This window comes from Streptomyces sp. XH2, from assembly GCF_049725035.1.
In the GTDB taxonomy this organism is placed as follows: Bacteria; Actinomycetota; Actinomycetes; order Streptomycetales; family Streptomycetaceae; genus Streptomyces; species Streptomyces roseoverticillatus.
This window is the reverse complement of record NZ_JBMMMZ010000019.1, coordinates 106,145-122,708: the sequence shown is the minus strand read 5'-3', so window position 1 is coordinate 122,708 and position 16,564 is coordinate 106,145. Positions and strand designations below refer to the sequence as shown.

Sequence of the window (16,564 nt, the reverse complement as noted above, 5' to 3'; positions counted from 1 at the left end):
GCGTGAGAAGAGTTAGAGAGACCCGAGCTCTTGGTCGATGAGGTCGAACATCTCGTCGTCGGTGGCGGCGTCGATCCGGTCGAGGTCGAAGTCGCGGTCGGTGCCGGGTCCGCTGCCGGCGCCGTCGGTGTTCGCGGCGGCGTCCTGGTGGGTGTCGGTCCACTTCCACAGGAGCGCCTTGAGCCGGGCGGTGACCTTGTCCCGTACCGCGTCCTCGGGGGCGAGCGCGGCGAGCCGGGCTTCCAGCCGGTCGAGTTCGTCGAGCACGGGCGAGCTCTCGGCGGCGAGGTCGAGGACCAGGTCCTTGTGCAGGAGCCGGGCGATCGCGACCGGGTTGGGGTGGTCGAAGACGAGGGTGGGCTTGAGCCGGAGCCCGGTCGCGGCCTTGAGCCGGTTGCGGAGCTCCACGGCGGTCAGGGAGTCGAAGCCGATGTCGCGGAAGGCCGTGGTGGGTTCGATCCGGGCGGCGTTCGCATGGCCGAGGGCGGCGGCGGCCTGGTTGCGGACCAGGTCCAGCAGCACCTTCTCCTGGTCGGCTTCCGGCATGCCGGCGAGGCGGCGGGCCAGGGCGGGGGTGCCGGCGGCCGCGGTCTCCTCGGCCGGGCCGCCGGTGTCGCCCACGAGGCCGCGGAAGACCGCGGGCAGCAGGCCGGCGCGGGCCATGGCGCGCAGGCCCGGGACGTCCAGCCGGACGGGCACGATCACCGGCCTGTCCACGGTGAGCGTGGCGTCGAACAGGGCCAGGCCCTCCGCGGAGGTGAACGGCACGACCCCGGACCGGCCCATGCGGTTGCGGTCGGCGTCGGTGATCCGGTCGCCCATGCCGCCGTTGTCCGTCCACAGGCCCCACGCCAGCGAGGTGCCGGGCAGGCCCGCGGCGCGGCGCTGCCGCGCGAGCCCGTCCAGGAAGGCGTTGGCCGCCGCGTAGCTCGCGGCGCCGGCGCTGCCCAGGACTCCGGCCAGGGAGGAGAAGAGCACGAACGCGGAGAGGTCCAGGTCCTTGGTCAGCTCATGCAGGTGCAGCGCGCCGTCGGCCTTCGGCCGCAGCACGGTGTCCAGGCGCTCCGGGGTCAGCGCGGTGATCACGCCGTCGTCCAGGGCCGCCGCGGCGTGCACCACGGCGACGAGCGGGTGTGCGGCCGGGATCGAGGCCAGCAGCTTCGCGAGGGCGTCCCGGTCCGCGATGTCGCAGGCCGCCACGTCGACGTGCGCGCCCAGCCCGGAGAGGGCGGCGACGAGTTCGCCGACGCCTTCCGCGGCGGGGCCGCGGCGGCTGACCAGGAGCAGCCTGCGTGCGCCGCGTTCGGCGACGAGGTGGCGTGCGAGCGACAGTCCGAGGCCGCCGGTCGCGCCGGTGAGCAGCACGGTCCCCTCGGGGTCCCACGCGTGACCGGCGGGCTCCCCGGCCGGGGCGGTCCGGGCGAGGCGGGGCACGAACAGCTTGCCGCCGCGCACCGCGGCCTGCGGCTCGTCCAGGGCGGCGAGCGCCGCGGCGAGCGCCGGGTCCACGACTCCGCCGGTGAACACGTCGTCAGCGTTGTCCGCGTCGACGAGCAGGAGCCGGTCCGGGTGCTCGGCCTGCGCCGACTTCACCAGGCCCGCCACGGCGGCGTGCGCGAGGTCCGGGGCCGCGCCGTCCGGGCCGGCGGCTCCGCGCGTCATCACCACGAGCCGCGCGTCGGAGAACCGCTCGTCGGCGACCCACTCCTGGACGGCCGACAGCACACCGGCCAGCAACGTGCGCGTCGCGGAAGCGGCGTCGCCCTCGGCCGGGGCGCAGGGCAGGAGGACGTGGGCGGGCGGGGCCGCGCCGTCGTCGACGGCCTTGCGGAGCGCGTCGAGACCGGCGCAGGGACCGTCGCTGCCGAGGACTGCCCACGCGGCCTCGGAGGCGTGAGCAACCGCGTCGGGAGCGGTGTGCTCGACCCAGTCGACCTCGAACATCCAGTCCTGGTGGGCCACGCGCGACGCCAGCACCTGCTGCGGGGACATCGTCCGCGTCCGTACGGAGGCCACCGAGGCGACAGGAGCACCGTCGGCGCCGGCCAGTTCGATCGCCACGGCGTCGCCGCCGGCGGCGGGCCTAACCCGTATGCGCACGGCCCCTGCTCCCGGGGCGTGCACGGACGCGCCGCTCCAGGCGTAGGGCATGAGCACCGCGCCGGGGTCGCCGGCGCTGCCGAGCGTCAGGGTGTCCAGGACCGCGTCCAGCAGTATGGGGTGCAGGCCGTAGCGGTCCGCCCGGTCGCGCTCGGCGGGAGGCAGCGCGGCCTCGGCGTACAGCTCGTCCCCGGCGCGCCAGGCGGCGGACAGGCCCGGACGGTCCTCGACGTCCACCGGCTCGGCTCCCGCGGGGGGCCAGATCATCATGTCGAATTCGGCCACCGGGGCGTTGCGGGTGAGTTCCCCGGTGACGTGGCGGACCCACGGCTCGCCGGCACCGCCGGCGGCGGCCCGGCTGAAGACCCGCACCGACCGCCGGCCGGCGTCGTCGCCCGCGCCGACCTGCACCTGGATGCGGACGGCGCCCTGTTCGGCCAGCACCAGCGGGGCGTCCACGTCCAGCTGTTCCAGGTGCGGGAAGCCGGCCTGCCGGCCCGCGCACAGCGCGAGCTCCACGAACGCGGCGACCGGGACCACCGGCACGCCGCCGACCGTGTGCTCCGCGATCCAGGGCATGTCGGCCGCGGACAGCCGGCCGGTGAACAGCATGTCCTCTGCCCCGGCGGTCTCCACCACCGCGCCGAGCAGGGGGTGGCCGGAGGAGTCGAGGCCCGCCGAGGAGACGTCGAGCGCGGCCGTGCCTTCGAGCCAGTAGCGCTGGCGCTGGAAGGCGTAGGTGGGCAGGTCGACGCGGCGGGCGCCGGGGAACAGCGCCTGCCAGTCCGGGGAGACGCCGTGGGTGTGCAGCTGACCGACGGCGAGGGTGATCGCCTCCGGCTCGGGACGGTCGGCGCGGAGTGCGGGGACGGTGACGACGGCTTCGTCGTCCAGGCAACCCTGGGTGAGGGCGCTCAGCACACCACCCGGGCCGATCTCCACGAACGTGGTCACGCCCAGGTCGCTGAGGGTCCGCACGCCATCGGCGAAGCGGACGGCCTCCCGGACGTGCCGGACCCAGTACTCGGCCGTGTACGGCTCCGCCAGGCGGCCCGTGAGGGTAGAGACCACCGGGACCTGCGGCTCATGGAAGGTCAGGCCGCGGGCTGCGTCGGCGAAGTCCTTCAGCATGGGGTCCATGAGCGGAGAGTGGAAGGCGTGGCTGACCTTCAGACGGGACGTCTTACGGCCCTGACCGGCGAACACCTCGGCAATCGCGGTGACCGCGCTCTCAGCGCCCGAAATCACCACGGACTGCGGACCGTTGACCGCCGCAATGCCGACCTGGTCGGTCAGGTGCGGCAGCACCTCGTCCTCAGTGGCCTGCACGGCGACCATCGCACCGCCCGCGGGCAGCGCCTGCATCAGCCCGGCACGGGCCGACACCAGCTTCGCCGCATCCCGCAGAGACAGCACACCTGCCACATGAGCAGCCGCAATCTCGCCCACGGAGTGACCCGCCACGTAATCCGGCCGGATACCCCACGACTCCAGCAGCCGGAACAGGGCCACCTCAACAGCGAACAACGCGGGCTGGGTGCACCCGGTCTGGTGCAGCGTTTCCGCATCGACATCGACCGGCGCGTCCAGCTCCGCGCACACCTCGTCATACGCCGCAGCAAAAACGGGGTACGCCGCATACAGCTCACGCCCCATCCCCAGCCGCTGCGACCCCTGCCCCGAGAACAGGAACCCGACCTTGCCCCGGGCGGCCTCGGCGCGCCCCGTCACCACATGTGCGGCGGGTTCGCCTGCCGCGAGCGCCGTCAGCCCTGCGCGCAGCCCGGCCGCGTCGGCGCCGACCACCGCTGCCCGGTGCTCCAGCGCCGACCGGGTGGCCGCCAGTGAGAACCCCACGTCGGCCGGTGACCCGGCCGTGAGGTCCAGGGACGACAGCAGCCGCTGTGCCTGTTCCCGCAGCGCCTCCCCGGTCTTCCCGGAGAGCACCCACGGCACCACCGGGGTCCGCGGCCGCAGCGTCTCCCCGGCCGCGGCCTCTCCCCCGGGCTCGTCGCCGGCCGCTTCCTCCGCCTCCGGCTCCGTCGCCTCCTCAAGGATGACGTGCGCGTTGGTGCCGCTGATGCCGAACGAGGAGACGCCGGCCCGGCGCGGGCGGTCCGCCTCCGGCCACGCGGCCGCCTCGGTGAGCAGCTCGACCGAACCGGCGGACCAGTCGACCTGCGGGGTCGGCCGGTCCACGTGCAGCGTCCGCGGCAGCACCCCGTGCTGCATCGCCAGCACCATCTTGATCACGCCGGCGACGCCCGCCGCGGCCTGCGTGTGGCCGATGTTCGACTTCAGCGAGCCGAGCAGGAGCGGCCGTTCGCGGTCCTGTCCGTAGGTCGCGAGCAGGGCCTGTGCCTCGATCGGGTCGCCGAGGTTCGTGCCCGTGCCGTGCGCTTCCACGGCGTCGATCTCCTCGGCGGACAGCCCGCCGCTGGCCAGCGCTTCGAGGATCACGCGCTGCTGCGAGGGGCCGTTGGGGGCGGTCAGGCCGTTGGAGGCGCCGTCCTGGTTGACCGCGCTGCCCCGGACGACCGCGAGGACCCGGTGGCCGAGCCGCCGGGCGTCCCGCAGCCGCTCCACGAGCAGCAGCCCGGCACCTTCGGACCACGACGCGCCGTCCGCGGCGGCCGCGAAGGACTTGCAGCGGCCGTCGGGGGCGAGGCCGCGCTGGCGGCTGAACTCGACGAACGCGCTCGGGCCCGCCATGACGGTGACGCCGCCGGCGAGCGCCATGGAGCACTCGCCGTTGCGCAGTGCCTGCACGGCGAGGTGGAGGGCGACGAGCGAGGACGAGCAGGCGGTGTCGATGGTGACCGCGGGGCCCTCGAAGCCGAAGGTGTAGGCGATGCGCCCGGAGGCGACGCTGCCGGAGTTGCCGGTGCTCATCAGCCCTTCGACGCCGTCGGGGAGGACGCCGGGCGTGAAGCCGTAGTCGTGGTACATCAGGCCGGCGAAGACGCCGGTGCGGCTGCCCTTGAGCGGGGCGGGGTCGATGCCCGCGTGCTCGAAGGCCTCCCACGCGGTCTCCAGCAGCAGGCGCTGCTGCGGGTCCATCGCCAGGGCCTCGCGCGGCGAGATCCCGAAGAAGTCCGCGTCGAAGTCCGCCGCGCCGTGCAGGAATCCGCCCTGCCGGGTGTAGACCTTGCCCGGCCGCTCGGGGTCGGGGTCGTAGAGGGAGTCGACGTCCCAGCCGCGGTCCTCGGGGAACTGCGAGATCGCGTCGCCGCCGTCGGCCAGCAGCCGCCACAGCGCCTCGGGGGAGTCGACGCCGCCGGGGAACCGGCAGCTCATCCCCACGACGGCGATGGGCTCCTGGTCCCGGGCCTCCAGCTCGCGCACGCGCCGCCGGGCCTGGCGCAGGTCGGTGGTGGCCCGCTTGAGGTAGTCCCGGAGCTTGTCTTCGTTCATCATCGGTGTTGCCCGCCCCTTTTGGCCTGCGCAGTTCAGGAGATGCCGAGTTCGTCGTCGAGGAGCTCGTACAGCTCCTCGTCGCTCGCCGAGCTGAGGTCGTCTTCGTCCCCGGCTCCGCCGGCGCCTCCCGGATCGGCCGGCTCGTTCCCGTTCCAGCGGGCGAGCAGCGCCTGGAGACGCATGTTGATCTTGGTTCGGGTGACGTTGTCGACGCCGTCCGCTCCGGTGCCGTCGAGGGCGGCGGCGAGGCGGTCGAGCTCGTCGAACAGCGACACCGTGCCGCCCGTGCCGCCGGGCAGGTCCTTCAGGACCCGCTGGGCGAGCACCGCCGGCGTCGGGTAGTCGAAGACCAGCGTCGCGGGCAGCCGCAGCCCGGTGGCCTTGTTCATCCGGTTGCGGAGCTCCACCGCGGTCAGCGAGTCGAAGCCCAGGTCGCCGAAGGCCTGGTCGGGCTGGACGGACTTGGCCGAGCTGTGCCCGAGGACGGCGGCCACCTCGGACCTCACCAGGTCCAGCACCACCTCTTCGCGCTCGCTCTCGGGCAGGTCCGCGACGCGCTGCGCCAGCGGTACGGCGACGGCCCGGTCCGTACGCCGCGGCCGGCCGCCGACGAGGGTCCTGAGCAGCGGCGGCACCGGCGCGGTCGCGTTCCGCAGGGCGGCGAGGTCCAGCCGTGCGGCCACCACCAGGGGTTCGTCCAGTGCGAGCGCGGCGTCGAGGAGTTCCAGGCCGTCCTCGTCGGACAGCGGGAGCACGCCGCCGCGGGCGAGCCGGGTCCGGTCGGCGCCGCCGAGGTCCTCGGTCATGGTGCCGGTCCGCTGCCACAGGCCCCACGGCAGTGACACCGCGGGCAGCCCCTGCGCCCGGCGGCGCCGTGCGAAGGCGTCCAGGAAGGCATTGGAGGCGGCGTAGTTCGCCTGGCCGGGCGTGCCGAGGGTGCCCGCGAGCGAGGAGAAGAGGACGAACGCCGACACCTCGCCCGTCAGCTCGTGCAGGTTCAGCACCGCGTCGGCCTTGGGGCGCAGGACGGTGTCCAGGCGCTCCGGGGTGAGCGAGCCGATCACGCCGTCGTCGAGGGCGCCGGCCGTGTGCACCACGGCCGTCACCCGCGTCCCGTCCAGCGCCGCGGCGAGGGCGTCGCGGTCGGCGACGTCGCAGGCGGCCCAGGTGACGTCGGCGCCCGCGGCCGTGAGCTCCGCCCGGAGCTCGGCCGCGCCGTCGGCGTCCGCGCCGCGCCGGCTCATCAGCAGCAGGCTGCGGACGCCGTGCTCGGTGACGAGGTGCCGGGCGACGAGTCCGCCCAGGGCGCCGGACGCGCCGGTCAGGAGCACCGTTCCGGTGCCGAAGTCCGGGGTGTTCCGCGGGGCGTCGGCGGCGGTCCTGGCGAGCCGGGGCAGCAGGAGCGTGTCGCCGCGCAGCGCGGCCTGCGGCTCCTCGGAGGCGACGAGCCGGTGTACGGCCGCCGCGTCCCGCTGCCGGTCGGTGTCCTCGCCGGTGTCGAGGAGGACGATGCGGTCCGGGTTCTCGGACTGCGCCGACCGCACCAGGCCCCACGCGGCCGCCTGTGCCGGATCGTCCCCGCCGTCGCCGTCTCCGGTGGCGACCGCGCCCCGGGTCACGAGCACGAGGCGGGCGGCCCGGTCCTCGGCCAGCCACCACTGCACCAGCCCGAGCACTTCGGCCAGGACGTCCCGGACCCGGTCGGCGTCGGTGCCCGCCCCGGCCGGGCAGGGCACGACGACGGCGTCCGCGTCCGCATCGGTCCCGGTCTCCGCCTGCGGGGCGGAGCGGAGGGAGGCGATGTCGTCGTAGGCGCGCACGGTGATGCCGTTCGCCTCGGAGGGTCCGGCGAGCGGTGCCCACTCCACGGTGAACAGGGAGTCCCGGGAGCTCGTACGGAGCTGGTCGGCCGACACCGGGCGCAGCGTGAGCGATTCCACCGAGACGACGGGCCGGCCCGTGCCGTCGGCGGCCTCCAGCCGCACCGCGTCCCCGCCGGCCTGCGAGAGCCGTACCCGCAGGGCGGCCGCTCCGGTTCCGTGCACCGTGACGCGGGACCACGCGAAGGGCAGCAGGGGCCCGTCGGCGGCCGGGACCAGACCGCCCGCGCCCAGGGCGTGCAGGGCGGAGTCGAGCAGGGCCGGGTGCACGCCGAAGGCGCCCGCGTCCGCTTGCGCGTCGCCGGGGACGGCCAGTTCGGCGTAGACCGCGTCGTTGCCGCGCCAGGCGGCGCGCAGCCCCTGGAAGAGCGGGCCGTAGCTCAGGCCGAGGTCCGCCAGCCGGTCGTAGAAGCCGTCCAGGTCCACGGGCTGCGCGTCGGCCGGGGGCCAGCTGCTCAGGTCGGTGGCGGCGGGGGTCCCGCCGGTGGCGAGGGCGCCGGTGGCGTTGCGGATCCAGGGGCCTTCTCCGGCGCGCGAGTGGACGCTCAGCGGGCGCCGGCCGGAGTCGTCCTGGGCGCCCACGAGGACCTGGAGCTGGGCGCCGCCGTGCTCGGGCAGCAGCAGCGGTGCCTGCAGGGTGAGCTCCTCGACCAGGTCGCAGCCGGTCTCGGCCGCGGCGTGGGCGGCCAGTTCCACGAACGCCGTGCCCGGCAGGATCACCGTGCCCAGTACCGCGTGGTCGGCCAGCCAGGGCTGGGCCTGCAGCGACAGCAGCCCGGTCAGCAGGTGGCCGCCGGCGTCGGGCAGTTCCACCGCCGCGCCCAGGAACGGGTGGTCGGCGGAGTCCAGTCCGGCCGCGCGTACGTCACCGGCCGGCGCGCCCGCTTCGAGCCAGTACCGCTCGTGCTGGAACGCGTACGTCGGCAGGTCGGTGCGGCGGGCGCCCGGCAGGACGGCGTCCCAGTCGACGGCGACGCCGTGCGCGTGGGCCTGTGCCAGCGACAGCAGCAGCCGGTGCCGGCCGCCGTCGCCGCGGCGCAGCGTCGGTACGGCCACGGCCTCGGCCTCGGCCGCCTCGATGGCGTCCTGGATGCCCGCCAGCTGCACGGGGTGCGGGCTGACCTCGACGAACACGTCGTGCCCGTCGGCGAGGGCCGACCGGATCGCGGCGTGGAACCGCACCGTCTGCCGCATGTTGCGGTACCAGTAGCCGGAGCCGAGCCCGGCCGCGTCCAGCTTCCCGCCCGTCACCGTGGAGTAGAAGGGCACGGCGCCGGGCAGCGGGCTGACGCCGGCGAATCCCTCGGCGGCCTGCGCCTCGACGCGCTCGATCTGCGGCGAGTGCGCGGCGTAGTCGACGGCGACCTTGCGGGCCTGGACGCCCTCCTGCTCGCAGTGCGCGAGGAGTTCCTCCAGGGCGTCGGTGTCTCCGGAGACCACGACGGTCCCGGGCCCGTTCACGGCGCCGATGCCCAGGCGGCCGGCCCACCGGCCGATCAGTTCCTGTGCTTCCTCCTCCGGGAGCGTCACCGACGCCATGCCTCCGAGGCCCTGGAGCTCGCGCACCGCGAGGCTGCGCTGCGCCACGATGCGCGCGCCGTCCTCCAGGGAGACCGCTCCGGCGACCACCGCCGCGGAGACCTCGCCCTGGGAGTGCCCGACGACCGCGTCGGGAGCCACGCCGAAAGAGCGCCACACCTCGGCCAGGGCGACCGTCATCGCCCACAGCACGGGCTGCAGCACGTCGACCCGGTCCTGCTCAACGTCGGACGTGCCGCGCAGCACCGCGGTCAGCGACCAGTCCACGTGCGGCGCGAGGGCGCGCTCGCAGGCGTCGATCCGGTCGCGGAAGACCGGCGAGGTCTCCAGCAGTTCGGTGGCCATGCCCACCCACTGGGATCCCTGTCCGGGGAAGACGAAGACCGTCTTGCCGCCGGTGCGTGCGGTGCCGGTCACCACGTCGGCCGGTGTGGAGCCGTCCGCGACGGCGGCCAGCCCCTGCCGGAGCGCCTCGGGGGTGTCCGCGACCACCACGGCGCGGTGTTCGAAGGCCGCCCTGGTCGTGGCCAGCGAGTAGGCGGTGTCGGCCGGGGCCGCATCGCTCTCGCCGCTGCCGAGGAAGGACGCGAGGCGGGCGGCCTGCGCCTGCAGGGCCGCTTCGGTCCTGCCGGAGAGCACCCACGGCACGACCTCGCCGGGCTCCGGCGCGGAGGGCGGCTCGGCGGCTGCGGGGGCCTGTTCGATGATGGTGTGGGCGTTGGTGCCGCTGACGCCGAACGACGAGATCGCGGCACGGCGCGGGCGGTCCGACGCGGGCCAGTCGACGGCCTCGGTCAGCAGCCGGACGTCACCGGCCGACCAGTCCACGTGCGGCGTCGGCTCGTCCACGTGCAGGGTCTGCGGCAGGACGCCGTTGCGCATCGCCATGACCATCTTGATCACGCCGGCCACGCCCGCGGCGGCCTGCGTGTGGCCGATGTTGGACTTCAGCGAGCCCAGCCACAACGGCTGCCCCTCCGGGCGCTCCTGACCGTACGTGGCGAGCAGCGCCTGCGCCTCGATCGGGTCGCCCAGCTTCGTACCCGTACCGTGCGCCTCGACCGCGTCCACGTCGGCCGGGGTGAGCCCGGCCGAGGCCAGCGCCTGCCGGATGACGCGCTGCTGCGAGGGACCGTTGGGGGCGGTCAGGCCGTTGGACGCGCCGTCCTGATTGACCGCGCTGCCTCGCACGACAGCCAGCACCTGGTGACCGTTGCGCTCGGCGTCGCTGAGCCGCTCCACGAGCAGCATGCCGACGCCTTCGCCCCAGCCCGTACCGTCGGCACCGGCCGCGAACGCCTTGCACCGCCCGTCGGGCGACAGGCCGCGCTGGCGGCTGAACTCCACGAAGACCGTCGGGCTGGCCATGACCGTGACGCCGCCCGCCAGGGCCATCGTGCACTCGCCGCTCCGCAGCGCCTGGACGGCCAGGTGCAGGGCGACCAGCGAGGACGAGCACGCCGTGTCGACGGTCACGGCCGGGCCTTCGAGGCCGAAGGTGTAGGACACGCGGCCGGAGGCGACACTGCCGGAGCCGCCGGTGGTGAGCAGGCCCTCGACGCCCTCGGGCAGTTCGCGCGGGCCCTGGCCGTAGTCGTGGTACATCAGGCCGGTGAAGACGCCGGTGCTGCTCCCCCGGAGCGTCGCCGGGTCGATCCCGGCGCGCTCGAAGGCCTCCCAGGACGCCTCCAGCAGCAGCCGCTGCTGCGGGTCCATCGCCAGGGCCTCGCGGGGACTGATGCCGAAGAAGCCGGCGTCGAACTCGGCCGCCTCGTGCAGGAAGCCGCCGTCGCGCGCGTAGGTCTTGCCGAGGCGCTCGGGGTCGGGGTCGTAGAGTCCGTCGACGTCCCAGCCGCGGTTGTCGGGGAAGCGGGTGATGCCGTCCCGGCCGGAGGCCACCAGCCGCCACAGGTCCTCCGGCGAGCGCACCCCGCCCGGGAGGCGGCAGCTCATGCCGACGATGGCGATCGGCTCGTCGGCGGCGGCCGCGGTCTGCTGCGCCGCGGCGGTGGACGCCGGGGCCTCGCCGAGGAGTTCGGTGCCGATGTGGCGGGCCAGGGCGGCGGGCGTGGGGTGGTCGAAGACGAGGGTGGCGGGCAGGCGCAGGCCGGTGGCCGTGGACAGCCTGTTGCGCAGTTCGACGGCCGTCAGGGAGTCGAAGCCCAGGTCCTGGAAGGCGTGCGCGGGCCGGACCGCCCGGGACGAGGAGTGCCCGAGCACGGCGGCGACCTCGGACCGGACCAGTTCCAGGACGGCCTCGTCGCGCTCGTCGGCGGCCAGTCCGGCGAGACGATCGGCCAGTGATCCGGTGGTGGCGCGCCGGGCGGTGCCGCGCGTGGTGACGCGGACGAGTCCGCGCAGCAGTGCCGGTACGGTGCCGGCCGCCCGGTTCCGCAGGGCGGTGATGTCGAGGCGGACCGGTACGAGCACGGGCTCGTCCGAGGCGAGTGCCGCGTCGAACAGCCGCAGGCCGTCCTCGGTGGAGAGCGGCAGCACGCCGGAGCGCGCCATCCGCGACCTGCCCGCCTCGTCGAGGGCGTCGGCCATGGCGCCTTCCTGCTCCCACAGGCCCCACGCCAGCGAGATCGTGGGCCGGCCCTGGGCGCGGCGGTGCCGGGCGAAGGCGTCGAGGAAGGCGTTGGCCGCGGCGTAGTTGCCCTGGCCGGGGTTGCCGAAGGCGCCCGCGGCGGACGAGAACAGCACGAACGCCGTGTCCGCGCCGGTGAGCTCGTGCAGGTTGAGCACGGCGTCGGCCTTGGGCTTCAGGACGGCGTCCACGCGCTCCGGGGTCAGCGCGGCGATCACGCCGTCGTCGAGGACGCCGGCGGTGTGCACGACCGTGTCGACCGGAGTGGCGGCCAGCAGCCGGGCGACGGCGTCGCGGTCGGCGAGGTCGCAGGCGGCCCAGGTCACCTCGGCGCCGAGCGCGGCGAGTTCGGTTTCGAGGGCCGCGGCGCCCGGGGCGTCCGCGCCGCGGCGGCTGACGAGCAGCAGCCGGCGCACGCCGTGCACGGTGACGAGGTGCCGGGCGAGGGTTCCGCCGAGCGCGCCGGAGGCGCCGGTGAGCAGCACGGCGCCAAGGGCGGTGCCGAGGGCGGTGCCCTTGGCGAGGCCGGAAGCGGCAGCCTCGGTGAGGCCGGGCACGGCGGCGCCCTTCGCGGCCGGCGCGGTCTTCTCCGTCGCGGAGGAGACGACGCCCTCCGTCGCCGGAGAGGGGACGTGCTCCGGTGCGGCGGTGTCCTTCGTGGCCGGGGAAGCGGTGCCCCCCGTCGCAGAGGAAGCGGTGTCCTCCGCCGCTGAGGAGGCGGCGATGCCAGTCGCCGGAGAAGCAGTTCTCTCCGTGGCCGGAGACGCGGGGGCCTCCCCCGCCGGAGAGGCGACGCCCTCCGCGACCGGAGACCCAGGATTCTCCCCCGCCGGAGACGCGTAGCTCTCCCCCGCCGGAGACGCGGGGTTCTCCGTCGCGTCGGACGCGGCGCGGACCAACCGCGGTGCGCTTGTCTCGCCGTCGCGGACGACGACGTGCGGTTCGCCGGAGTGCAGGACACCGGGCACGAGCCCGGAAACGTCCGCCGGGCGGTCGGTTTCGGGGTCGGTCCCATGGTCGGTTTCGAGGAGCACGATCCGGCCGGGGTTCTCCGCCTGGGCCGAGCGCACGAGTCCGCCCGCGGCGGCGTGGGCGAGGTCGTCGCAGCGCGCCACGAGCACGAGGCGCGGCGTCCGGTCCTCGGCGAACCACCGCTGGATCAGCTGCAGTACCTCGGCGGTGACCGCGCGGACCCGCTCGGCCTCGGAGGCACCCTCCGGGCCGTCGGGGCACGGAACCACGACCGCGTCCGGCCGCGCCGGCGCGTCGACGCCGTCCAGTGCGGCGGCGATGTCCGGGGCGTACACGAGGGTCGTCGCGTCCACCCCGTCGGCCGGCAGGGTCAGCGGCGCCCACTCGACCGCGAACATCGCGTCGCCGGAGCTCTTGCGGAGCTGCTCGGCCGAGACCGCGCGGAGCGTCAGGGCCTCCACGGACGCCACCGGTTCGCCGGCGGCGTCGGCCACGAGCAGGGACACCGTGTCCGTACCGGCCGGCGACAGCCTCACCCGTACGGTCGAGGCACCGGTGGCGCGCACGGAGACGCCGGACCAGGCGAACGGCAGGAGCGGCCCGTCCGCCTCGGCCACCAGAGAGCCGCCCGCGCCGATCGCGTGCAGCGCGGCGTCCAGCAGCGCCGGGTGGAGGAGGAAGGAGCCGGTGTCCGTACCGTCGGGGAGGGCGACCTCGGCGAAGACCTCGCCGCCCGCGCGCCAGGCGCCGCGCAGACCGCGGAACGCCGGTCCGTAGGCCAGGCCGAGGCCGGCCAGCCGGTCGTAGAAGCCGTCGAGGCCGACCGGTTCGGAGCCCTTCGGCGGCCACTCCGTGAGGTCCTGGCCGGCTGCCGGGGCGGCGGCCTCTTCGGTGACGAAGCCGGTCGCGTGGCGCACCCACGGAAGGTCGGTGTCGTCCTCGGGGCGCGAGTGCACGGTCAGCGGCCTGCGGCCGGAGCCGTCGGCGGCGCCGACCCAGACCTGGACGGCGACGCCGCCCCGCTCGGGCAGGAGCAGGGGCGCCTCGAGGGTGAGGTCCTCCAGGAGCTCGCAGCCGGCTTCGTCGGCGGCGCGCACGGCCAGTTCGACGAACGCGGTGCCCGGCAGCAGCACGCTTCCGAGGACGGTGTGGTCGCCCAGCCACGGGTGCGTGCGCAGGGACAGCCGGCCGGTCAGCAGCCGCTCGTCGCCACCGGCCAGGGAGACGGCCGCGCCCAGCAGCGGGTGGTCGGCGGAGCCCAGGCCGGCGGCGCGCACGTCGCCGGGCGCGGCCGGTGAGGCGTCGAGCCAGTAGCGCTCGTACTGGAAGGCGTAGGTGGGCAGGCCGACGCGGCGGGCGCCGGGGAAGAAGGCGTGCCAGTCCGGGGAGACGCCGTGCGCGTGCAGTTCGGAGACCGCGGCGACAAGGGCGGACCGCTCGGGGCGGTCGGCGCGCAGGACGGGCACGGTGACGACGCCCTCGTCCAGGCAGCCCTGGGTGAGCGCGCTCAGCACGCCGCCGGGGCCGATCTCCACGAACGTCGTGACACACGACTCGTGCAGGGTCCGCACGCCGTCGGCGAAGCGCACGGCCTCGCGGACGTGGCGGACCCAGTAGTCGGCGGTGGAGGCGTCGACGAACCGGCCCGTGACGTTGGAGACGACGGGGAGCTGCGGCTTCTCGAAGGTCAGCCCGCGCACGACCTGCGCGAACTCCTCCAGCATGGGGTCCATGAGCGGAGAGTGGAAGGCGTGGCTGACCTTCAGACGGGACGTCTTACGGCCCTGCTGCTTGAAGACCTCGGCAATCTCCAGCACGGCATCCTCGGCACCGGAGATCACCACGGACCGCGGCCCGTTGATCGCCGCGATGCCGACCCCGTCGGTCAGGTGCGGCAGCACCTCGTCCTCGGTCGCCTGGACCGCCACCATCGCACCACCGGCCGGCAGCGCCTGCATCAGCGCGGCACGCGCCGACACCAGCTTCGCGGCGTCGTCGAGCGACAACACACCCGCCACATGAGCAGCCGCGATCTCGCCCACGGAGTGACCCGCCACGTAGTCCGGCCGGATACCCCAGGATTCGAGGAGCCGGAACAGCGCCACCTCGACCGCGAAGAGGGCAGGCTGGGCGGCGCCCGTGCGGTGCAGCTCCTCCGAGTCCACGTCGACCGGGGCGTCGAGGTGCGCGCAGACCTCGTCGTACGCGGCGGCGAACGCCGGGTAGGACGCGTACAGTTCGCGCCCCATCCCCAGGCGCTGCGAGCCCTGGCCGGAGAAGAGGAAGGCGACGCGCCCGCCGGTGCCGGCGTGGCCGCGCGCCACGCCCGGGGCCGGAGCGCCGGAGGCCACGGCCCGCAGCCCCTCGGCGAGCTCCGCCGGGGTCCCGCCCTGCACCACGGCGCGGTGTTCGAGGGCCGTGCGCGTCGTGGCGAGCGAGAACGCCACGTCCAGCGGGGAGGCGTCGGCGTCGTCCGCGCGGGACAGCAGGCGTTCGGCCTGGGCGCGCAGGGCCTCTTCGGTCTTGCCGGAGATCACCCACGGCACGGGCCCGCCCTCGGCCGGGGGTGCGACCTCCGCGACGACGGCCCGGGAGCCTTCCGCTGCCTGGGGGCCTTCCGCTCCTTCCCCGGGAGTCTCCGGGGTGGCCTCTGCGTCCTGGGTGAACGCTTCGGCCGACGGGGCTTCCTCGATGATCGTGTGCGCGTTGGTGCCGCTGATCCCGAAGGAGGAGATGCCTGCCCGGCGGGGCTGGTCCGACGCCGGCCAGGGCGTGCTCTCGGTCAGCAGCCGTACGGCGCCCGCCGACCAGTCGACGTGCGGGGACGGCGCGTCGACGTGCAGCGTGCGCGGGAGTTCGCCGTGGCGCATGGCCATGACCATCTTGATGATGCCGGCCACGCCGGCCGCGGCCTGGGTGTGGCCGATGTTGGACTTGATCGAGCCCAGCCACAGCGGCTTGTCGCCGGTACGGCCCTGCCCGTACGTCGCGAGCAGCGCCTGTGCCTCGATCGGGTCGCCGAGCCGCGTGCCCGTGCCGTGCGCCTCGACCGCGTCGACCTGTGCCGTGGTCAGCTGCGCGGCGGCCAGGGCCTGGCGGATCACGCGCTGCTGCGAGGGGCCGTTGGGGGCGGTCAGGCCGTTGGACGCGCCGTCCTGGTTGACGGCGGAACCCCGTACGACGGCGAGCACTTCGTGTCCGTTGCGGCGGGCGTCCGAGAGGCGCTCGACCAGCAGCAGGCCGGCGCCCTCGCCCCAGCCGGTGCCGTCGGCGCCGGCGGCGAACGCCTTGCAGCGGCCGTCCGGGGCCAGTCCGCGCTGGCGGCTGAAGCCGACGAAGGTGGCGGGGCCGACCATCGCGGTGACGCCGCCCGCGACGGCGAGCGAGCACTCGCCGTTGCGCAGCGACTGGACGGCCAGGTGCAGGGCGACCAGGGACGACGAGCAGGCCGTGTCGACCGTGACGGCCGGGCCTTCGAGGCCGAAGGTGTAGGCCACCCGGCCGGAGGCGACGCTGCCCGAGGTGCCCGTGCCCAGGTAACCCTCGAGGTCTTCCGGGGAGTTCTGCAAGGTGGCGAGGAACTCGTGGTTCATGACGCCGGCGAACACGCCGGTCCTGCTTCCCGCCAGGGAGGAGGCGTCGATGCCGGCCCGCTCGAAGAGCTCCCAGGACGTCTCCAGCAGCAGCCGCTGCTGGGGGTCCATGGCGAGCGCCTCGCGGGGCGAGATCCCGAAGAGGCCAGCGTCGAACCGCGCCAGGTCGCGCAGGAAGGCGCCCTCGCGGGCGTAGCTGGTCCCGCGGTTCTCCGGGTCCGGGTCGTAGAGCGCGTCCAGGTCCCAGCCGCGGTCGGCGGGGAACTCCGAGACGGTGTCCCGGCCGCCGGCGACCAGCTCCCACAGGTCCTCGGGCGAGTTGACCCCGCCCGGGTAGCGGCAGCTCATCCCGATGATGGCCACCGGCTCCCCGGCGGCGTCCTCGTAGTCACGAAGGCGCCGCCGGGTCTCCTGGAGGTCTGCGGTGACTCGCTTCAGGAAATAGCGGAGCTTGTCCTCGTTCGCCACCGAAATCG

Annotated in this window: 1 protein-coding gene and 1 pseudogene; both read right to left on the bottom strand. The window is 75.0% G+C overall.

Annotated features, from left to right (window positions below; all coding sequences use genetic code 11):
• Positions 1–12 precede the first annotated feature (12 nt).
• Positions 13–5,499 (bottom strand): annotated as a pseudogene (locus ACOTKD_RS33775) (SDR family NAD(P)-dependent oxidoreductase); the annotation flags it as partial.
• Positions 5,500–5,549: 50 nt separating this feature from the next.
• The gene (locus ACOTKD_RS33770) at positions 5,550–16,556 is read right to left on the bottom strand and encodes an SDR family NAD(P)-dependent oxidoreductase (RefSeq protein WP_424892820.1); all 11,007 of its coding nucleotides are present in this window, start codon (positions 16,554–16,556) and stop codon (positions 5,550–5,552) included.
• Positions 16,557–16,564 lie beyond the last annotated feature (8 nt).